Origin of the sequence: Yersinia sp. IP36721 (assembly GCF_003634395.1) — a bacterium.
Classification (GTDB): domain Bacteria; phylum Pseudomonadota; class Gammaproteobacteria; order Enterobacterales; family Enterobacteriaceae; genus Yersinia; species Yersinia entomophaga.
This window is the reverse complement of record NZ_QCZL01000009.1, coordinates 125166-145257: the sequence shown is the minus strand read 5'-3', so window position 1 is coordinate 145257 and position 20092 is coordinate 125166. Positions and strand designations below refer to the sequence as shown.

Sequence of the window (20092 nt, the reverse complement as noted above, 5' to 3'; positions counted from 1 at the left end):
GCGGGAATAGCTCAGTTGGTAGAGCACGACCTTGCCAAGGTCGGGGTCGCGAGTTCGAGTCTCGTTTCCCGCTCCAATCTTCAGCCATGAATACCAAATGCCGTCAAACAGACAGCAGGGTGCATCAGCATCTCAATGCGGGAATAGCTCAGTTGGTAGAGCACGACCTTGCCAAGGTCGGGGTCGCGAGTTCGAGTCTCGTTTCCCGCTCCAATTTTATCTTCATCTCCAAAATAATTATCCACAGACAGTTCGCGCTTTTTGTCGTGCCTTTCACAGAATGTATTAACTTCTTCAACAGACTTATCCACAGATTCTGTATTTTTTATATACTGATGCTAATTAAACCAATGGCTATTGCCTAAATTTAACTATTTGTTTTAATTGTTTATTTATGGGAAAACGTTATGGCGATCTCTTGCGCTTTTTTTCCCACTTGATTGGCAAGGCATTTTTATTTTTATGCACAGGGCGCTTGACAGGTTTATTACGGAAAAACCCGCGATTGAAAAGTTATCATGCGTCTCGCGGCAGCCCTTTCTCAATGGCTCGAACCAGCCTCTTTTTCTGCGATGACTGCACTTCAACACTTTGTTCTGCCCGCCGCGCCAACTGCCGCTCGATAGCCCAGACGATATGCTCATCCAACATAGGGTCGATGCCTTTGCGACTTTCCAGCGCCAGCACAATTTCATCCTGATAGGCGGCATTTCCCAAAGCCACCGAGATATTACGTAGCCAGCGCAGATGCCCAATACGGCGGATCGCGGAACCTTCGGTGACTCGTAGAAACTTTTCTTCATTCCAGGCGAACAGATCCAGCAGCTTTGGCGTATGTAATACCGCACGCGGGCTGAAATCTTCCTCCTCTGTTAGTTGAGAGAAGCGGTTCCACGGGCAAATCAGTTGGCAATCATCACAGCCATAAATACGATTTCCCATTAACGGTCTAAATTCTTCGGGAATAGCGCCTTCCAACTCAATGGTGAGATAGGAAATACAGCGGCGAGCATCCACGGTGTAAGGCGCGACAATGGCCCCGGTTGGACAGGTCGTCATGCAAGCCACGCAGCGGCCACACTGTTCCTCTTGCGGTTGATCGATTGGCAACGGCAAATCAATCAGTAATTCCCCAAGGAAGAACCAGGAGCCAGATTCGCGATTAAGAATAAGTGAGTGCTTGCCAACCCAGCCAATACCCGCTTTGGCAGCGAGTGAACGTTCCATTATCGGAGCTGAGTCGACAAACGGACGAAAATTGACGCCGTTTTCACTCGATTGCTGTGCGCAATACTCCTGAATCTGATCGCCCAATTTCTTTAACCGTTGCCGCAATAGCTTGTGATAGTCGCGTCCCAAGGCATAGCGGCTGACATAGCCCAATTCTGGATTGCTCAAAGTGCTGGCAAAGGCGGCTTTGGCTGGCAGGTAGTTCATGCGCACGCTGATAACCCGCAGCGTACCGGGCAGCAGTTCATGGGGGCGCGCCCGCAACATACCGTGGCGCGCCATCCACGCCATTTCACCGTGGTATTGCTTGTCTAACCACGCCTGCAAACGAGGTTCTTCCGCAGAAAGATCGGTATCGCAGATGCCAACCTGCTGGAAACCTAGCGATTGCCCCCATTGCTTGATATGTTGGGCTAATTGATTCAGATCGAGGGGGTGTGTCATGACGGACCATAGTAAGAAACAAAACGGCCTAAGTTTACCACACTCTATTTTTTCTGCGGACTGGGTCAGGCAACATGAAAGCGTTGCTGCTGCCGCTTTGTCACTTTCTCTGTTTGAACTGATGGTTAGAGCCGGTGAAGCCGCTTTTGCTCTGGCTCGCCAATATTATCCTGCGAGCCGACACTGGTTGATTCTGTGCGGTCATGGCAATAACGGCGGGGATGGATATATCCTGGCTGCCCGCGCTCAAGCGGCGGGTTTGAAAGTGACATTAATTGCCTGTGAGGGCAATCGTCCATTGCCTGCCGAAGCTGCTCTGGCGCGTGAGCAGTGGTTATCGGCGGGGGGGAATATTTTTCCTCAGGATAGTCTTTGGCCGCAGGATATTGATTTAATTATCGATGGGCTGCTGGGCACCGGCTTACGTGCCGCGCCACGAGGCAGTTACGCTACTTTAATTGAAATGGCGAATAGATATCGGGCGCCTAAACTCGCGCTGGATATTCCTTCTGGCTTAGGGGCGGAAACCGGCGCTGCTCCTGGCGTAGTGATTCGAGCCGAGCATACGCTGACGTTTGTGGCGCTAAAACCAGGGTTATTGACCGGGCAGGCGCGTGATTGGGTCGGTCAGTTGCATTGCGACGATCTGGGTTTGTCCCCATGGCTTGATCAGCAAATGCCGCACATTGAGAGAATTACCTCTGATAACCTCAGCAAATGGTTGAAACCGAGGCGACCTTGTTCTTACAAAGGTGAGCAAGGTCGTCTATTGTTGGTAGGGGGTGATAAAGGTTTGGGGGGCGCAATACGGATGGCGGGAGAATCCGCACTACGCAGCGGTGCTGGATTGGTGCGAGTGCTTACTAACATCGATCATGTTGCTCCTCTACTCACTGCTCGTCCTGAACTTATGGTACAGGCACTCAGCGATGATTTATTGATTGAGGCTATCGATTGGGCAGACACTTTGGTTATTGGACCGGGGCTGGGGCAAGGAGATTGGGGCAGGAATGCTCTGAAATTACTGCAACAGAGTGATAAACCTGCGTTATGGGACGCAGATGCGCTCAACTTGCTGGTATTAAATCCGCTGAGGCGTCAGAATCGAGTGTTGACCCCTCATCCCGGTGAAGCGGCTCGTTTGCTCGGTTGTACCGTCGCTGAAATTGAGAGTGATCGCTTACTTTCAGTTCGTCGACTGGTAGAGACATACGGCGGCGTAGTGGTACTAAAAGGTGCCGGTACGTTGATAGCCAGCGAGCAGGGCGAAATGGCGATAGCCGATGTGGGGAATGCGGGCATGGCGACCGGCGGTATGGGCGATATTTTGTCCGGTATCATTGGCGGTTTGATAGCGCAAAAGCTGGTGCTGTATGATGCGGCTTGCGCAGGTTGTGTGGTCCACGGCGCGGCAGCCGATCAACTGGCTGAACAACAAGGCACCCGGGGTTTACTGGCGACAGATTTATTGCCGGTTATTCCGAACTACGTTAATCCTGAGTTAGCAAAATAGATATCAAGAATGAAAGAACTCGTTTTACCTTTGCCTGATGAGGCAGCAACCGTTGCATTGGGGGCTCGTTTGGCGCAAGCCTTCGAAGGTGCCAGCGTTATTTATCTGTTCGGCGATTTAGGTGCCGGAAAAACTACATTCAGCCGCGGCTTCCTGCAAGCTCTGGGACATCAAGGCCACGTAAAAAGCCCTACCTATACCTTGGTGGAGCCTTACGCACTGACGCCTCGGCCGGTTTATCATTTCGATCTTTACCGATTGGCGGATCCGGAAGAGCTTGAATTTATGGGAATTCGCGACTATTTCGATCGACAGGCTATTTGCCTGGTGGAATGGCCGCAGCAGGGCGAGGGCTTCTTGCCTAAGCCTGATATCGAATTACATTTGGACTATCAGCCGCAGGGGCGTGAAGCTCGGCTGGTAGCGCTGTCTGATTCTGGTGCGGATGTTCTGCACCGCTTAGCCGCTGCGCAAGGATAAACTGTCGATGATGCTTAGCTGGAGAGGCTATTTAGCCACCGCATTGTTGGTTGTTTCTAGCGTATTGGCCGCTCCGGCGGCATGGGCGATGAAGTTAACCGATATCAAAGTTACCAACGGTTCCGGCGAAAGTCAGATAACCCTGAGCTTCGACGGCAAACCGATTTATGCCTTCTTCCCGCTGAGCGGGCCGGAGCGCGTTGTGCTGGATATTCGTCAGAGCGGTAATCTTTCCGGTTTACCGCTGGAATTCAGTGGGCAGAATCTGTTGAAAAGAATTCGCTCCAGCCAGCCGAAAGACCCGCAAAGCACCCGATTGGTGTTTGAACTGACGCAAAAAGCCAAAACACGCGCAGTGACGCAGCAAGTGGGCAATCAATATAACGTGGTGTTCACCCTGACAGCCGCTGGTACGCCAGTACGTCAAACTCAAACGGTGACCACGGCGACGCCAACGCGACAGGCAACCAAGGCCACCGCCGGCAGTAATCCGTTCAATAATAAGCCAACGGTAGTGACCAGCAGCCCGACCATCACCACCTCAACCACGCGTCCGGTTAAAACCAGCGCGCCAGCCAGTAGCGATCGTGTGGTGGTGGCTATCGATGCTGGTCACGGCGGTCAGGATCCTGGCGCTATTGGGCAAAATGGTCTGAAAGAGAAAAACGTGACCCTCTCCATTGCCCGTAAGCTGGAGACATTACTCAATAATGACCCGATGTTTAAACCGGTGTTGACGCGCAACGGCGACTATTTTATCTCGGTGATGGGGCGTTCAGACGTGGCGCGTAAGCAGGCTGCCAACGTGCTGGTTTCCATTCATGCCGATGCGGCACCGAATCGCAGCGCCAACGGTGCTTCTGTCTGGGTACTGTCTAACCGTCGCGCGAACAGTGAAATGGGCAACTGGCTGGAGCAGCATGAGAAGCAATCTGAGCTGCTGGGCGGAGCGGGTGACGTACTCGCCAACACTTCAGCCGATCCTTATCTCAGTCAGGCGGTGCTGGATTTACAATTTGGTCACTCCCAGCGGGTGGGTTACGACGTAGCGGTAAAAGTGCTACATGAGCTTCAAGCCATTGGTTCTATTCATAAACGTAGGCCGGAACACGCCAGTCTTGGCGTGTTGCGTTCACCGGACATTCCCTCTTTATTAGTGGAAACCGGCTTTATCAGTAATGGTACGGAGGAGCGGCTGCTCGGCAGCAGTGCGTATCAGGATAAAATTGCCCAAGCGATTTACAAAGGCTTGCGCAGTTATTTCCTGTCGCATCCGCTACAAGCCGACCCAAAGGTCGAAAACCGTCCGCTGGGCGCAACAGCGGCGGTTGAAAGGTCAGCGCGTCAAAGTGGTGTTAATCAGCCTGGCCCGGTAGTCAGTGCGGTCAGCAGTGGGGGGAAAGCCACCATTAGCGGTAAATCGCTGATTCACATGGTAAAACGGGGTGAAACTCTATCCGGCATTGCCAGCCAGTACGGTGTCAGTATGGCGGCGATGCGGCAGAATAATACGCTGAAGAAAGACGTGGTATGGGTTGGGCAGCGCCTGCGAATTCCCGCATCTGGCAGCGCGGTAGCTAGCGTCGCCAAGGTGCCTGCGGTGAAGAAAATCAGCCCGGCCAAACCGATCAAGCATCAGGTTAAACGCGGGGATACTTTATCCGCTATTGCGGCGAAATATGGTGTATCTCAAAGTGAGATTCAACGCGTGAATAAGCTGAAGTCTGGTTCGGTACAACTCGGCCAAACGCTCACCATTCCACAGTCTTAACCGAAGGGATTTGTTATGCCGATTCAGATATTACCGCCACAACTCGCCAACCAAATTGCCGCCGGTGAAGTGGTAGAGCGGCCTGCGTCGGTAGTAAAGGAGTTGGTGGAAAACAGTCTGGATGCTGGTGCCACGCGAATCGATATTGATATTGAGAAAGGTGGCGCAAAATTAATCCGCATCCGTGATAACGGCTGTGGGATAGCTAAAGACGACTTATCGCTGGCGTTAGCGCGCCATGCAACCAGTAAAATCAGTTCGTTGGAAGATCTGGAGGCCATTCTCAGCATGGGCTTTCGCGGTGAGGCGTTGGCCAGTATTAGCTCGGTTTCCCGTTTGATGCTGACCTCGCGTACCGCCGAACAGAACGAAGCCTGGCAGGCTTACGCCGAAGGGCGGGATATGGCGGTGACCATCAAACCCGCCGCCCATCCGGTAGGCAGTACGCTGGAAGTGCTGGATTTGTTTTATAACACGCCAGCGCGGCGTAAATTTATGCGCACGGAAAAAACCGAATTCGGCCATATTGATGAAGTGGTACGCCGCATCGCGTTGGCGCGCTTCGACGTGGCGATTCACCTCACTCACAACGGCAAGCTGGTTCGCCAATATCGAGCGGCCCCAGATCCTTCGCAGCATGAACGTCGTTTGGCCAGTATTTGCGGCCCGGCCTTCCTGCAACATGCGCTGGCGATTTCATGGCAGCACGGTGATTTGAATATTCGTGGCTGGGTGGCCGACCCCAGCGCTGCCCGAACGCCTAGCGAGATGCAATATTGCTATGTCAATAATCGCATGATGCGCGATCGGCTGATTAATCACGCTATCCGTCAGGCTTATCAGGATCTGCTAAAAGACGATCAGCAGCCCGCTTATGTGTTGTATCTGGATATTGATCCTCATCAGGTGGATGTGAATGTTCATCCGGCCAAGCATGAAGTTCGCTTCCATCAGGCACGTTTGGTCCATGATTTTATCTATCAGGCGGTGACCAGCGTTTTACAGCAAAGCGCAGAACCAGCGCTGATTGTCTCCGAAGATGGCGAAATTGAAGCCCCGCGCTGGCAGCCGGAGAATCGGGTGGCCGCTGGTGGAAATAAATACGCTCAGCCACAGCCGGAAAAAACAGCCATTCAGCAGCAATACGTGGCTCCACGGGTTGCCAATACGGGTTCTCATACTTCTGCACGTGAGCCTCGAGCGCCAGCCTATACGCCGCCAGCGCCTTATCAAAAACAGCAGGGTGAACTGTATCGCGAATTGCTGAAACCGGCTCCTGCGACGGATAAGTTGCCAGAACAACAGCCTGCGGCAGTGATAAAAAGCAGAAAGGATGAAGAACCGCTGCGCAGCGGACAATACAGCTTTGGCCGGGTATTGACGGTGCTGCCACCCTGCTACGCGGTGATAGAATATGGTCAGGGCTTGGCATTGCTTTCTCTAACGGTTGCCGAACGCTGGCTGAAACAGGCGCAGCTTAATCCGCCAGAGGAAGGGTTGCGTCCGCAGCCGTTGTTGATTCCGCTTAAACTGACTTTGGATAAAAACGAAGCCACGGCCTGCCAGCATCACCAGAAATTATTGATTACCATGGGAATCGAACTGGCGATTGAACACGGACGAGCGACGCTACGTGCAGTATCTTTACCATTACGCCAACAAAATTTACAAAAACTGATACCGGAACTGTTAGGCTATCTGTCGCAACATAAGGAGATGTCGCCGGAGGTACTTGCCACCTGGATTGCCCGCCGCCTTGGCAGTGAGCATGAGGTCTGGAATGTATCCCAAGCGATACAATTATTGACGGATGTCGAACGTCTTTGTCCGCAGCTGGTGCAATCACCCCCTGCCGGGCTTTTACAACCTATTGATATACAGGCCGCATTGGCAACTTTAACCCATGAGTCATACTGAGAATTTGAACCGGCCCCCAGCTATATTCGTGATGGGGCCGACCGCTTCCGGCAAAACGGCGCTTTCTATTGCGCTGCGTCAACATTTGCCTGTGGAGCTTGTCAGCGTGGATTCCGCGCTAATTTATCGCGGTATGGATATCGGTACCGCCAAGCCCAGCGCAGAAGAGCTGGCGCTGGCTCCCCACCGATTAATCGATATTCGCGATCCGGCTGAATCCTACTCGGCCGCTGATTTCCGTAAAGATGCTCTGAAAGAAATGGCTGAGATTACCGCCGCCGGGCGTATTCCGCTGCTGGTGGGGGGCACGATGTTGTACTTCAAGGCGCTGTTAGAGGGACTGTCTCCGTTGCCTTCTGCCGATCCAGAGGTGCGCCAGCGCATTGAGGCACAAGCCGCTGAACGAGGTTGGGAAGCTCTGCATCAGCAACTGACTGAAATCGATCCGGTTTCTGCCGTGCGGATTCATCCCAATGATCCCCAGAGACTTTCTAGAGCACTGGAAGTTTTTTTTATTTCGGGTAAAACTTTAACGGAACTGACTAAAATTTCGGGTGAAACCTTACCTTATCAGGTTCACCAATTTGCGATTGCGCCTGCTAGCCGCGAGTTATTGCACCAGCGTATTGAATTACGTTTTCGTCAGATGCTGGATGCAGGATTTGAAACCGAGGCTCGGGCGCTTTTTAACCGTGGAGATTTGCATACGGACTTGCCTGCCATTCGCTGTGTTGGTTATCGCCAGATGTGGTCTTATCTCGCTGGTGAGATTGATTATGACGAAATGGTTTTCCGCGGAATTTGTGCGACGCGTCAGTTGGCAAAGCGACAAATGACCTGGCTACGAGGTTGGGAATCTGTTCATTGGCTCGACAGTGATAAGCCGGAACAGGCTTTAGACTCTGTAATACAGGTTGTTAGTGCATAGGTTGAATGATTGTGTACAATTGATTAGTACTCAGCGCGCAGATTTTTTTTACGCAGTTTATTTTCGAGCCGATAGGTTCTTAGTTAAAAACAACAAGCAAATAAGGAAAATATAGAATGGCTAAGGGGCAATCTTTGCAAGATCCGTTCCTGAACGCATTGCGTCGTGAACGGGTTCCGGTTTCTATTTATTTAGTGAATGGCATTAAACTGCAGGGCCAAGTTGAGTCTTTCGATCAGTTTGTCATTCTGTTGAAAAACACAGTTAGCCAGATGGTATATAAGCACGCTATCTCTACTGTTGTCCCGTCTCGCCCGGTATCGCATCACAGCAATAATCCGAGTGGCGGCACCAATAATTATCATGGTAGTAATCCGTCTGCGCCGCAACAACAGCAGCAGGATAGCGATGACGCTGAATAAAGCGTATTGCTGGTCAACCATGACGGAGAGCATAAGCAACATTGATTGTCTTATGTTCTCCGCACTAGCGGTTTTTACCCGTTTGAGAGGTTGCACGCTTGTTTGACCGTTATGAAGCCGGTGAGCAGGCCGTACTGGTTCATATCTATTTCTCGCAAGACAAAGACACAGAAAATCTCAGCGAATTCGAATCGTTGGTATCTTCTGCTGGCGTAGAGGCACTGCAAATTGTGACGGGCAGTCGCAAAGCGCCTCATCCCAAATACTTTGTCGGTGAAGGAAAGGCCGAAGAAATTGCAGATGCCGTTAAGGCCAGTGGCGCATCTGTTGTCCTGTTTGATCACGCACTTTCCGCCGCGCAGGAGAGGAATCTTGAGCGCCTGTGTGAATGTCGGGTGATCGATCGTACCGGATTAATTTTAGATATCTTTGCCCAACGGGCGCGTACTCATGAAGGTAAGTTGCAGGTTGAATTGGCGCAATTGCGTCATATTGCAACTCGACTGGTACGCGGCTGGACGCACCTTGAGCGTCAAAAAGGCGGGATTGGCCTGAGAGGGCCGGGGGAAACCCAACTAGAGACCGACCGCCGTTTGTTACGTGACCGCATTAGCTTGATCCTCAATCGCCTAGAGCGCGTGGCCAAGCAGCGTGAGCAAAACCGACGCGCTCGCAACCGGGCTGAAATACCGACTGTTTCGCTGGTAGGATATACCAATGCCGGCAAGTCCAGCCTGTTTAACCGAATTACGTCTGCCGATGTTTACGCGGCCGACAAACTATTTGCCACGCTGGATCCAACGCTGCGCCGTATTAATGTGGCGGACGTTGGCGATACGGTATTGGCGGATACTGTAGGATTTATTCGACATTTGCCGCACGATTTGGTCGCCGCATTCAAAGCGACATTACAAGAAACGCGGCAGGCTTCGCTGTTATTGCATGTGATTGATGCAGCTGATTCACGCGTGAGCGAGAATGTAGCCGCAGTCGACACCGTGCTAGCAGAAATTGAAGCGGACGAAATCCCTACGCTGTTAGTGATGAACAAAATCGATATGTTGGACGATTTCGAGCCGCGTATCGATCGCAACGAAGAAAACCTGCCGGTCAGGGTTTGGCTCTCAGCCGAAACCGGCGCAGGTATCCCGTTGCTCTTTCAAGCGTTGACGGAGCGTCTTTCTGGTGAAATCGCACACTATGAATTGAGCTTACCGCCTCAGGCTGGCCGTCTACGTAGCCGTTTTTATCAGCTTCAGGCAATTGAAAAAGAGTGGATAGAAGAGGGCGGGCATATCGGTATGGTGGTTCGACTGCCTATCGTTGAATGGCGTCGTCTCTGTAAACAAGAGCAGGAGCTGATCGACTACGTCGTTTAATTGGCCCTTTGGGTTAATGAAAGAGTCGGGTTTGATCGAACTTGTGAGATTGAGGGCCAGCTTCTTATAGGGAAGTGCGCTCTTGGCCTGAAGAAAACCAATCATAGAAGAATGGAGCTAAAACATGGCGTGGAATCAGCCCGGTAATAACGGACAGGACCGCGACCCGTGGGGGAGCAGCAATAATAATGGCGGCAACTCTGGCGGAAATAATAATAAAGGTGGCCGTGATCAGGGGCCGCCGGATCTGGATGATATCTTCCGCAAACTGAGCAAGAAACTGAGTAGTTTCGGCAAAGGTAGCGGAAGTGGTAACGGTGGCGCAACACAAGGTCCTGGCTTTAGCGGACGCATTGTGGGTATCGCTGCGGTAGCCGTTGTCGTCATTTGGGCCGCAAGTGGTTTCTATACCATTAAAGAAGCCGAACGTGGCGTTGTGACACGTTTGGGCAAACTGAGCCATATCGTTCAACCAGGTTTGAACTGGAAACCGACCTTCATCGATGAAGTGACCCCGGTAAACGTTGAATCCGTGCGCGAATTGGCCGCTTCAGGCGTGATGCTGACATCCGATGAGAACGTAGTTCGCATCGAAATGAACGTTCAGTACCGTGTAACCGATCCGGCAGCTTATCTGTTCAGCGTAACCAACCCTGATGACAGTCTGCGTCAGGCAACGGACAGCGCAGTGCGTGGTGTTATCGGTAAATACACCATGGATAAGATTCTGACTGAAGGCCGCACCATCGTTCGTAGCGATACTCAGCGCGTATTGGAAGAAACCATTCGTCCATACAACATGGGTATTACTTTGCTGGACGTCAACTTCCAGGCCGCTCGTCCGCCGGAAGAAGTGAAAGCCGCCTTTGATGATGCGATTGCTGCACGTGAAAACGAACAACAGTACATCCGTGAAGCAGAAGCTTACGCTAACGAAGTTCAGCCACGTGCTAACGGTCAGGCGCAGCGTCTGTTAGAAGATGCTCGTGCTTATGCCGCGCGTAAGGTGCTGGAAGCGCAGGGTGAAGTCGCTGGCTTTGCCAAGTTGCTGCCAGAGTACAAGGCTGCACCAGAAATTACTCGTGAGCGTCTGTATATCGAAACCATGGAAAAAGTCCTGGGTCATACTCACAAAGTATTGGCTAACGACAAGAGTAATAATCTGATGGTGCTGCCATTAGATCAAATGCTGCGTGGACAGGCCGGTGCGGATAAAGCCGGTGCTAGCAAAGACTCAAGTCTGATTCGTTTGAATCCGTCTTCCTCTGCGGCAAGCAGTCCGGAGAAGAGCGCGACTAGCTCAGACTCTGGCTCTGTCATGGATCAGCGCCGGGCAAACGCCCAGCGTGACACTTCCACTCGCGTAGGGAGAGAATAATCAATGCGTAAGTCGATCTTATTCGTCGTGGCTGTGGTGCTGATTGCGCTCTATGCTTCATTATTCGTGGTACAGGAAGGCCAGCGCGGGATTGTGCTGCGTTTCGGTAAAGTACTGCGTGATAACGATAACAAACCTTTGGTGTACGCACCGGGGCTGCATTTCAAGATTCCTTTCATTGAAACAGTGAAGACCTTGGATGCGCGTATTCAGACCATGGATAACCAAGCTGACCGCTTCGTGACCAAAGAGAAAAAAGACCTGATTGTCGATTCATACCTGAAATGGCGTATCAGTGATTTTAGCCGTTACTATCTGGCAACCGGTGGTGGCGATATTTCTCAGGCAGAAGTGTTATTGAAACGTAAGTTCAGTGACCGCCTGCGTTCTGAAATCGGTCGTTTGGATGTGCGTGATATTGTTACGGATTCTCGTGGTCGCCTGACCTCTGATGTCCGCGATGCGCTGAATACCGGTACCGTAGATGACGAAGCCGTTACTACCGAAGCCGATAATGCGATTGCTTCCGTAGCTGCGCGTGTTGAAGAGGAAACCCGTGGCAAACAGCCTGCGGTGAATCCGAACAGCATGGCGGCACTGGGTATTGAAGTGGTTGACGTGCGTATCAAGCAAATCAACCTGCCGGCTGAAGTTTCTGATGCGATCTTCCAGCGTATGCGCGCTGAGCGTGAAGCGGTCGCTCGTCGTCACCGTTCACAAGGTCAGGAAGAAGCGGAAAAACTGCGTGCAACTGCTGACTACGAAGTGACTCGTACTTTGGCAGAAGCTGAGCGTCAGGCGCGTATTACTCGCGGCGGCGGTGATGCAGAGGCGGCTCGTCTGTTCGCAGATGCATTCAGTAAAGATCCAGATTTCTATGCCTTTATTCGTAGCCTGCGCGCCTATGAAAATAGCTTTAACAGCGGCAACGATGTGATGGTGTTGAGTCCGGACAGCGATTTCTTCCGCTATATGAAATCTCCGGATAATTCCAGCAAACGTCCGTAAGGGGGTTCGCGTGTGATGCAAGGCCCGTTAACGCGGGCCTTTTCTTTTTGAGGCAGATAATGAACTCCACAATCTGGTTAGCACTGGGGCTGGTTTTGGTGCTTGAAGGGCTAGGTCCGATGCTCTATCCCAAAGCATGGCGTAAAATGATTCAGGCGATGACGCAGTTACCTGACTCCACGCTACGTCGTTTTGGCGGTGCATTAGTGGTTGCTGGCGTCGTCATCTACTACATGTTGCGTAGCCGCATGGGTGGCTGAATCCAAGCGCAAAAACTGTGCAAGCATGTGTTAAAAAGTGCTGAAAGCACACGGGTGAGATGTTAGAATCCTTTTTTAAGGCAACCTGGTGATTTTTGAGATGGGTAAGAACGTCGTCGTACTGGGCACCCAATGGGGTGACGAAGGTAAGGGCAAGGTCGTCGACCTGCTGACTGAACGGGCTAAATATGTTGTGCGCTATCAAGGTGGGCATAACGCTGGCCATACTTTGGTTATCAACGGTGAGAAAACCGTTCTTCATTTGATTCCCTCAGGTATTCTGCGTGAAAACGTAACCAGCATCATCGGCAACGGTGTTGTACTGGCTCCTGATGCGTTGATGAGAGAGATGACAGGGTTAGAAGCGCGCGGCGTACCAGTACGTGAGCGACTGTTACTCTCTGAAGCATGCCCGCTAATCCTGCCATATCACGTGGCTCTGGATAACGCGCGTGAAAAAGCACGTGGTTCGAAAGCTATTGGTACCACCGGTCGCGGTATCGGTCCTGCCTACGAAGATAAAGTTGCTCGCCGCGGTCTGCGCGTGGGTGATTTGTTCAATAAAGAAACCTTCGCTGCAAAACTGAAAGAAATTGTGGATTACCACAACTTCCAGTTGGTGCATTACTACAAAGTTGATGCGGTTGATTATCAGGAAGTTCTGGATAGTCTGATGGCTGTCGATCCTCAGACCGGCGTTTCTGTTGCCGATATCCTGACTGGCATGGTTGTTGACGTTTCTGAACTGTTGGATAGCGCCCGTAAGAAAGGCGAGCTGATCATGTTCGAAGGCGCACAAGGCACCTTGCTGGACATCGACCACGGTACCTATCCGTACGTGACTTCGTCTAACACCACCGCGGGTGGCGTTGCGACAGGTTCTGGTATGGGGCCACGTTACGTAGATTACGTACTGGGTATCATGAAGGCTTACTCTACTCGCGTAGGTGCAGGTCCATTCCCTACCGAACTGGAAGACGAAACCGGCAAATTCCTGCGTACGCAAGGTAACGAATACGGTGCGACTACCGGTCGTGACCGTCGTACCGGCTGGCTGGATATCGTTGCCGTTAAGCGCGCCGTTCAGATCAACTCTCTGTCAGGTTTCTGCATGACCAAACTGGACGTGCTGGATGGCCTGAAAGAAGTGAAAATTTGCGTGGGCTACCGCATGCCAGACGGCCGCGAAATGGATACGACTCCGTTGGCAGCTGAAGGCTGGGAAGGTATCGAGCCAATCTACGAAGTTATGCCAGGCTGGTCAGAAAAAACCTTCGGAGTGAAAAAGTACGAGCAGCTACCTCAGGCAGCGTTAAACTACATCAAACGTGTAGAAGAGCTGACTGGTGTTCCGGTTGATATAATTTCTACCGGCCCAGATCGTGACGAGACTATGATCTTGCGCGATCCATTTGATGCCTGATTGATAGATACACCGTCAAATCCATGCGATCAAAATACTCAAACCGGGCTTATGCCCGGTTTGTTGTTCCTCGATAAGCAGTTTTTACGCCAAAAACCTCCGCCTCCACCTAAATGATTAGCCGCAAGCTTTGTGGCTGGTTTATCATTCAAAGAATACGCTTTCATAAATAACACTTAGACTGGTGTCATCGCAGATGAGCTTTAGCAGAGTACACTGATACTCAGGGGTATACGTGCAGTTAACAAGTTTTACTGATTATGGCCTACGGGCGCTTACCTATATGGCTTCGTTACCGCCGGGGCAGATGACTAGCATCTCTCAGGTGACCGAGGTCTATGGGGTATCGCGCAATCACATGGTGAAAATTATCAACCAGTTGAGCCGTGCCGGATTAGTGACCGCAGTTCGAGGCAAAAACGGCGGCATTCGGTTAGGCAAACCGGCAGAAAGTATCCGTATCGGCGACGTCGTGCGTGAACTTGAGCCTCTGTCTTTGGTGAACTGTTGCAGCGATTTTTGCCATATCACCCCAGCCTGCCGTTTGAAACAGGTGCTCCACCAGGCTGTACAGAATTTCCTTAAAGAGCTGGATAACTATACTTTGGCCGATATGGTTAAAGATAACGCTCCGCTCTACAAGTTATTACTTGTTGAATAGTGTGTTTGCTTAATGAATAACGTTGAGCAACCTGCTGATGACTACGGAGGAACCGCAATGTCACAAGATCCTTTCCTGGAGCGAGAAGCAGAGAAGTATGAATCACCGATCCCAAGCCGGGAATTCATTTTAGAGCATCTCGCCAAACGCGAAACGCCAGCCAGCCGTGAAGAGTTGGCCACAGAACTCAATTTATCCGGCGAAGAGGCTTTAGAAGCTCTGCGTCGTCGCCTGCGTGCCATGGAGCGCGATGGCCAATTAATCTTTACCCGCCGTCAGTGCTATGCGCTGCCTGAGCGTCTTGATTTACTGCGCGGTACCGTTATTGGTCACCGTGATGGTTTCGGTTTCTTGCGAGTTGAAGGCAGCAAAGACGATTTTTACCTGTCCTCAGACCAAATGAAAATGGCTATTCACGGTGACGTGGTGCTGGCTCAGGCCATGGGTGCCGATCGTAAAGGCCGTCGTGAAGCGCGTATTGTTCGTGTATTAGTGCCGAAAACCAGCCAGATTGTAGGCCGTTACTTTACCGACGCAGGCATTGGTTTCGTGGTTCCGGACGACAGTCGCCTCAGCTTTGATATCCTGATTCCGCCAGATTCCATCAGCGGTGCCCGCATGGGTTACGTAGTGGTGGTGGAACTGACTCAGCGCCCAACTCGCCGCAGTAAAGCCGTGGGTAAAATCGTTGAAGTGCTGGGTGAAAACATGGGCACCAGCATGGCGGTGGATATCGCTTTGCGCACCCATGAAATCCCTCATACCTGGCCACCGCAGGTGGAGAAACAAGTCGCAGATTTGAAAGAACAGGTTCCTGAAGAAGCGAAGAAAGGTCGTGTGGATCTGCGGGATCTGCCGTTGGTCACTATCGATGGCGAAGATGCACGTGACTTTGATGATGCGGTGTACTGCGAGAAAAAACGCGGCGGCGGCTGGCGGCTGTGGGTAGCGATTGCGGACGTGAGTTATTATGTACGCCCGCGTATCGCACTGGATGACGAAGCTCGCGCTCGGGGTAACTCGGTGTACTTCCCGTCGCAGGTCGTACCTATGTTGCCGGAAGTGCTGTCTAACGGCCTCTGCTCGCTGAATCCGCAGGTAGACCGCCTGTGTATGGTGTGTGAGATGACCGTCTCCTCCCAAGGCAAACTGTCTTCCTATAAATTCTACGAAGCGGTAATGAGCTCCCACGCGCGTCTGACCTATACCAAGGTTTGGCGAATTATTGATGGCGAAGAATCATTGCGTGAGCAATATAAGCCGTTGGTACCGCATCTGGAAGAGCTACATGCGATGTATAAAGCGCTGGATCACGCGCGTGCAGAACGTGGCGGCATCGCCTTCGAAACCGAAGAAGCCAAATTTATCTTCAACGCAGAACGTCGTATCGAACGCATCGAGCCAACTATGCGTAACGATGCGCATAAACTGATCGAAGAATGTATGATTCTGGCTAACATCGCGGCGGCGCGTTTTGTCGAAAAACATAACGAACCGGCTTTGTTCCGTGTCCACGATCGTCCAAGCGATGACCATATTTCCGCACTGCGTAGCGTGCTGAATGAGCTGGGTCTGGTATTGGGTGGTGGAATGAAACCAGAGCCAAAAGACTATGCGGTTCTGATGGATGAGGTTGCCGATCGTCCAGATCACGAAATGCTGCAAACCATGCTGCTGCGTTCGATGAAACAGGCGATTTACGATCCGGAAAACCGCGGTCACTTCGGTCTGGCACTGGCATCTTACGGCCACTTTACTTCCCCGATTCGTCGTTATCCTGATTTGGCGATGCACCGGGCAATTAAGTATCAGCTAGCCAAAGAGCAGGGTTCGGTGAAAGAACGTTGGACACCAACCGGCGGCTGGCACAGCGATTACGAAGATATGCTACAACTGGGCGAACATTGCTCTATGACTGAACGTCGGGCTGATGAAGCCACGCGTAACGTTGCTGACTGGCTGAAGTGTGACTTCATGCAAGATCAGGTGGGTAAAGTGTTTACCGGTATTATCGCTAGCGTGACCGGTTTTGGCTTCTTTGTGCGTCTGGACGATCTGTTTATCGACGGTTTGGTTCACGTTTCCAGCCTGGACAACGATTATTACCGCTACGACAATATAGGACAGCGGCTGATCGGCGAATCTTCCGGCGTGGTTTACCGTTTAGGTGACACCGTTGAGATTCGTGTGGAAGCTGTCCACATGGATGAGCGTAAAATCGACTTTGCTTTGGTATCCAGCACGCGTAAACCGCGCGGCGAAGGGAAAACGGCGAAAGACAGAGAGAAAAAAGCGGGCCAACGTACCATGCGTGGCAGCGCACCTTCACGTCGTGAAGGCGGACAATCTCGTCGCGGTGCTGCCGATGGCGGCGCGAGTAGTGGACAGAAGCGTAATCGTCGAGGCAAGAAACCGGCTAATTTTGAGCCTGATAGCGCTTTCCGCCCTGATGCTGACAAGCCAACTGACAAAGCGGCTGCGGAGAAAAAGGCCAAAGCGAAAAAAACGTCTGAAAAGACCCGGAAGATTGCGGCGGCGACTAAAGCCAAACGAGCTAAGAAAAAGTCAGCCAGTTAGTATCCACAGGGCGGCGGAGCGTCGCCCTGATCAAAGCCTAACCCTTAGTGTTACGCATTATTTAATCAACGGCGGGTCCTGTATAGGATTCACCGACACATGTAAAAGAGCATCATGAGCGAAATTATTTACGGTATTCACGCCGTCAAAGCCCTGTTAGAACGCGATCCGCAACGTTTTCTGGAAGTTTTTATCCTGAAAGGACGGGATGACCGTCGTTTGCAGCCAGTAGTTGCAGAGCTGGAGGCCGCTGGTCTGGTGGTGCAGGTTGCTAGCCGCCAATGGCTGGATTCTCAGGTAGAAGACGGTGTTCATCAGGGGATTGTCGCGCGTGTGCGGGAAGGCCGTCAGTATCAGGAAAACGATCTGCCAAGCCTGCTGGCCAGCGTAGAATCGCCTTTCCTGTTGGTTTTGGACGGCGTTACCGATCCGCATAACCTGGGAGCTTGCCTGCGTAGCGCCGACGCTGCTGGTGTCCATGCGGTTATCGTTCCGCGCGATCGTTCCGCTCAGCTGAATGCGACGGCCAAGAAAGTAGCCAGCGGCGCTGCGGAGAACGTCCCTTTGATTCGAGTGACCAATCTGGCTCGTACTTTGCGCGTATTGCAGGAAAATAATGTCTGGATCGTGGGTACCGCAGGGGAAGCCGATCATACGCTGTATCAAAGCAAGCTGACGGGGCCAATGGCTCTGGTAATGGGCGCGGAAGGCGACGGTATGCGTCGCTTGACTCGTGAGCATTGCGATGAATTAATCAGTATTCCGATGGCGGGGACCGTATCTTCTCTGAACGTATCTGTGGCGACCGGTGTGTGTCTGTTCGAAGTTGTACGTCAGCGCGGTTTGAAAGCTAAAGCCTAATTATTTTCATAGCGCCATATTTTTAAAACTTAATGTTGTTAAAGGCAGTTCCCGCGGGGGACTGCTTTTTTTTGCCTTAAATATACTCAAAGATATATTTAACACACAATTAAAACAGATAGTTAACGATGTTTCCATGATTTAATAATTCAGCAAATAGATATTATTATATTTTATAAAGTCCTAATGAAATCTAATAACTATTAATTACGGATTGTTCCTATTCATCAGTATATTTATCCAGCAGTAAGCATTTATGTCAGTGATCATAAAATGCATTACTTCTGGTGTCTTTTTATGTACATGGAGAGTTATGAAATGGAAATTAAATCTATAAGATTCAAAACAATTGCTGCTCTGATCCTTTCAGCTGCGTTAACTCCTGCAGCCTTTGCTGCGGATAACAGCGCAGAAATTACGGTTAAAGGTAAATTGATGCCGGGTGCCTGCCAATTGGATGTAAACGGCGGAGAAATTAATTATGGGAATATTTCTTTACAGGAGTTGGTTGAAAAAGAAGAAAGAATCATCGATTTAGGAAAGAGAAATATTGAGTATGCTATTAACTGCCCTCATAAGACAGCAGTATCGATGAGCTTTGTCGATAACCGTAAAGGTAGTGTTCCGGCTGAAATTGGTACCTCTTATTTTGGTTTGGGTGAAGGTGCTCTTAATATGGATGATGTAAAGGTCGGTTTTGGTGGTTATAAAGTCTCACTGACCGAACCTAAAGTTGATGGAGAGTCTGCGCTTCTAGGCGGTATTAATGATGTTGAAGGACAAGCATCGGTCGACTTAGATAAGTTTGAAGATCAGAATATTACTTATTTCAACGCTGATAAAAGTATTTTTGAAGGGGCATTATTTTCGGGTCGCTATAACGTAGATACTAAAATCATCAATCCTAAAGAGTTTAAGGGAGGTTCTAGTATTGAACTTGATGGTTCCGTTACCATGAATGTGTCTTATCTCTAATAACCTCTGTTAATTAAATGGGTGCTGTATGGCATCCATTTATTGCTATTCTATTGCCATGATAAGTAAAGAAAATAAGGCTATAGGGATATAAATTTATATAATAAACGGATAATTTATGATGAAGGTTAATCTGGTTTTATCAGTGGCTATTTTATTTTCTATCGCAAGTTTTTCCCGCGCGAATACAACCGGCTCTTCGACTCCGGGTATCCAAATTAATGACTCAGTGATTGTCATTAATACTGCGGAAGGTGAAACGACCACTACGTTGACCAATAAGGCCGCTAACCCGGTAATGTTACATTCTTCCGTGGAGTTTGTAGCCGAAGATACCGCCGAGAAAGTGATTGTCACACCCAGCGTTGCCCGTATTGAAGCCGGCGAGACACAAATGGTTCGTTTCTTCCTAAAGGACGAATTTAGAAACTCACTGACTCAGCAAACCATGGTCAGAGCTATATTCCAGAATATTCCTCCTAAAGGAAAGAATAACGTTCGTTTGACCATTAGACACAACATTCCGTTGATTATTCATCCTTCCGGTTTAGCAACTCACAATAAACCTTGGGAGTTTCTTAAGTTCAGTCGCAATGCACAAGGGAACATTCTTGTGAAAAATGAAGGAGACTATGTAGTCCGTTTATCTAATTCTATTGAGTTGCAGCCAGGAAAGGGGGCTGCTGAGTTAACGCAGAATTATATTTTACCAGGAAAGAGTCTGGTGGCTATTACGGATAAGGCATTTAAAGGTCAGGCGAATAGCGTCAGAATACAACCAGCTAATTTATACGGATATATTACTGAGTCCTATTCTTCCGAACTGAAATGATCGTTAGATAATATCGATGTAAAGCTCGTTGTA

General features: G+C 50.5%; 17 protein-coding genes and 2 tRNA genes. 18 read left to right on the top strand and 1 reads right to left on the bottom strand.

What is annotated here, in order from left to right:
- Both DBA33_RS10065 and DBA33_RS10060 read left to right on the top strand, forming a co-directional pair.
- A tRNA-Gly gene (locus tag DBA33_RS10065) sits at positions 1-76 on the top strand.
- A 61-nt stretch (positions 77-137) separates the two neighbouring features.
- Positions 138-213: transfer RNA gene (locus DBA33_RS10060), tRNA-Gly, on the top strand.
- Positions 214-516: 303 nt separating this feature from the next.
- On the opposite strand, the gene queG is transcribed toward DBA33_RS10060, so the two are convergent.
- Positions 517-1674 (bottom strand): tRNA epoxyqueuosine(34) reductase QueG, encoded by a 1158-nt coding sequence (queG, locus tag DBA33_RS10055; protein ID WP_064516029.1) that lies wholly within the window; start codon positions 1672-1674, stop codon positions 517-519.
- Here queG and nnr point away from each other — a divergent pair.
- From nnr to DBA33_RS09975, 16 genes are all read left to right on the top strand, one after another.
- Positions 1673-3187, top strand: a complete 1515-nt coding sequence (nnr, locus tag DBA33_RS10050) for a bifunctional ADP-dependent NAD(P)H-hydrate dehydratase/NAD(P)H-hydrate epimerase (protein ID WP_120806362.1) — start codon at positions 1673-1675, stop codon at positions 3185-3187. The two genes, queG and nnr, sit on opposite strands and share 2 nt — an antisense overlap.
- 9 nt (positions 3188-3196) lie before the next feature.
- Positions 3197-3667 carry a tRNA (adenosine(37)-N6)-threonylcarbamoyltransferase complex ATPase subunit type 1 TsaE gene (tsaE, locus tag DBA33_RS10045; protein ID WP_064516033.1) on the top strand — a complete coding sequence of 157 codons (471 nt, stop codon included), beginning with the start codon at positions 3197-3199 and terminating at the stop codon, positions 3665-3667.
- Positions 3668-3674: 7 nt separating this feature from the next.
- Positions 3675-5438 (top strand): N-acetylmuramoyl-L-alanine amidase AmiB, encoded by a 1764-nt coding sequence (gene amiB, locus DBA33_RS10040; RefSeq protein ID WP_120806361.1) that lies wholly within the window; start codon positions 3675-3677, stop codon positions 5436-5438.
- A 15-nt stretch (positions 5439-5453) separates the two neighbouring features.
- Entirely contained in the window at positions 5454-7355 is a 1902-nt protein-coding gene (gene mutL / locus DBA33_RS10035) for a DNA mismatch repair endonuclease MutL (protein ID WP_064516037.1), read from the top strand.
- Positions 7342-8283, top strand: coding sequence for a tRNA (adenosine(37)-N6)-dimethylallyltransferase MiaA (gene miaA / locus DBA33_RS10030; RefSeq protein ID WP_071925589.1), 942 nt, complete (start codon positions 7342-7344; stop codon positions 8281-8283). The genes mutL and miaA overlap by 14 nt, the downstream gene beginning before the upstream one ends.
- A gap of 116 nt (positions 8284-8399) precedes the next feature.
- The gene (hfq, locus tag DBA33_RS10025) at positions 8400-8705 is read left to right on the top strand and encodes an RNA chaperone Hfq (protein WP_064516041.1); all 306 of its coding nucleotides are present in this window, start codon (positions 8400-8402) and stop codon (positions 8703-8705) included.
- Between the two features lie 98 nt (positions 8706-8803).
- On the top strand, positions 8804-10084 hold the full coding sequence (hflX, locus tag DBA33_RS10020; protein WP_049599277.1) for a ribosome rescue GTPase HflX: 1281 nt from the start codon (positions 8804-8806) through the stop codon (positions 10082-10084).
- 124 nt (positions 10085-10208) lie between these two features.
- Positions 10209-11462 (top strand): FtsH protease activity modulator HflK, encoded by a 1254-nt coding sequence (gene hflK / locus DBA33_RS10015; RefSeq protein ID WP_064516043.1) that lies wholly within the window; start codon positions 10209-10211, stop codon positions 11460-11462.
- Between the two features lie 3 nt (positions 11463-11465).
- Positions 11466-12470 carry a protease modulator HflC gene (hflC, locus tag DBA33_RS10010; RefSeq protein WP_049599283.1) on the top strand — a complete coding sequence of 335 codons (1005 nt, stop codon included), beginning with the start codon at positions 11466-11468 and terminating at the stop codon, positions 12468-12470.
- 59 nt (positions 12471-12529) lie between these two features.
- Complete coding sequence (locus DBA33_RS10005; protein ID WP_049599286.1) at positions 12530-12730, top strand: DUF2065 domain-containing protein; 201 nt, start codon at positions 12530-12532, stop codon at positions 12728-12730.
- 100 nt (positions 12731-12830) lie between these two features.
- Positions 12831-14153 (top strand): adenylosuccinate synthase, encoded by a 1323-nt coding sequence (locus tag DBA33_RS10000; protein WP_049599570.1) that lies wholly within the window; start codon positions 12831-12833, stop codon positions 14151-14153.
- 235 nt (positions 14154-14388) lie between these two features.
- Entirely contained in the window at positions 14389-14814 is a 426-nt protein-coding gene (gene nsrR, locus DBA33_RS09995) for a nitric oxide-sensing transcriptional repressor NsrR (protein WP_049599288.1), read from the top strand.
- A gap of 57 nt (positions 14815-14871) precedes the next feature.
- Positions 14872-17391: a ribonuclease R gene (gene rnr, locus DBA33_RS09990; RefSeq protein WP_120806359.1), complete on the top strand. Its 2520-nt coding sequence runs from the start codon at positions 14872-14874 to the stop codon at positions 17389-17391.
- Between the two features lie 114 nt (positions 17392-17505).
- The gene (gene rlmB / locus DBA33_RS09985) at positions 17506-18252 is read left to right on the top strand and encodes a 23S rRNA (guanosine(2251)-2'-O)-methyltransferase RlmB (protein WP_064516047.1); all 747 of its coding nucleotides are present in this window, start codon (positions 17506-17508) and stop codon (positions 18250-18252) included.
- A gap of 318 nt (positions 18253-18570) precedes the next feature.
- Positions 18571-19227, top strand: a complete 657-nt coding sequence (locus DBA33_RS09980) for a DUF1120 domain-containing protein (RefSeq protein WP_064516048.1) — start codon at positions 18571-18573, stop codon at positions 19225-19227.
- 118 nt (positions 19228-19345) lie between these two features.
- The gene (locus DBA33_RS09975; protein WP_120806357.1) at positions 19346-20059 is read left to right on the top strand and encodes a fimbria/pilus chaperone family protein; all 714 of its coding nucleotides are present in this window, start codon (positions 19346-19348) and stop codon (positions 20057-20059) included.
- Positions 20060-20092 lie beyond the last annotated feature (33 nt).

Coding starts and splice junctions, on each gene's coding strand:
- hfq (WP_064516041.1), top strand. CDS start 8,400: ATGGCTAAGGGGCAATCTTTGCAAGATCCGTTCCTGAACGCATTGCGT.
- miaA (WP_071925589.1), top strand. CDS start 7,342: ATGAGTCATACTGAGAATTTGAACCGGCCCCCAGCTATATTCGTGATG.
- hflK (WP_064516043.1), top strand. CDS start 10,209: ATGGCGTGGAATCAGCCCGGTAATAACGGACAGGACCGCGACCCGTGG.
- rlmB (WP_064516047.1), top strand. CDS start 17,506: ATGAGCGAAATTATTTACGGTATTCACGCCGTCAAAGCCCTGTTAGAA.
- DBA33_RS10005 (WP_049599286.1), top strand. CDS start 12,530: ATGAACTCCACAATCTGGTTAGCACTGGGGCTGGTTTTGGTGCTTGAA.
- DBA33_RS09975 (WP_120806357.1), top strand. CDS start 19,346: ATGATGAAGGTTAATCTGGTTTTATCAGTGGCTATTTTATTTTCTATC.
- rnr (WP_120806359.1), top strand. CDS start 14,872: ATGTCACAAGATCCTTTCCTGGAGCGAGAAGCAGAGAAGTATGAATCA.
- mutL (WP_064516037.1), top strand. CDS start 5,454: ATGCCGATTCAGATATTACCGCCACAACTCGCCAACCAAATTGCCGCC.
- amiB (WP_120806361.1), top strand. CDS start 3,675: ATGATGCTTAGCTGGAGAGGCTATTTAGCCACCGCATTGTTGGTTGTT.
- DBA33_RS09980 (WP_064516048.1), top strand. CDS start 18,571: ATGGAAATTAAATCTATAAGATTCAAAACAATTGCTGCTCTGATCCTT.
- queG (WP_064516029.1), bottom strand. CDS start 1,674: ATGACACACCCCCTCGATCTGAATCAATTAGCCCAACATATCAAGCAA.
- DBA33_RS10000 (WP_049599570.1), top strand. CDS start 12,831: ATGGGTAAGAACGTCGTCGTACTGGGCACCCAATGGGGTGACGAAGGT.
- hflC (WP_049599283.1), top strand. CDS start 11,466: ATGCGTAAGTCGATCTTATTCGTCGTGGCTGTGGTGCTGATTGCGCTC.
- nnr (WP_120806362.1), top strand. CDS start 1,673: ATGACGGACCATAGTAAGAAACAAAACGGCCTAAGTTTACCACACTCT.
- tsaE (WP_064516033.1), top strand. CDS start 3,197: ATGAAAGAACTCGTTTTACCTTTGCCTGATGAGGCAGCAACCGTTGCA.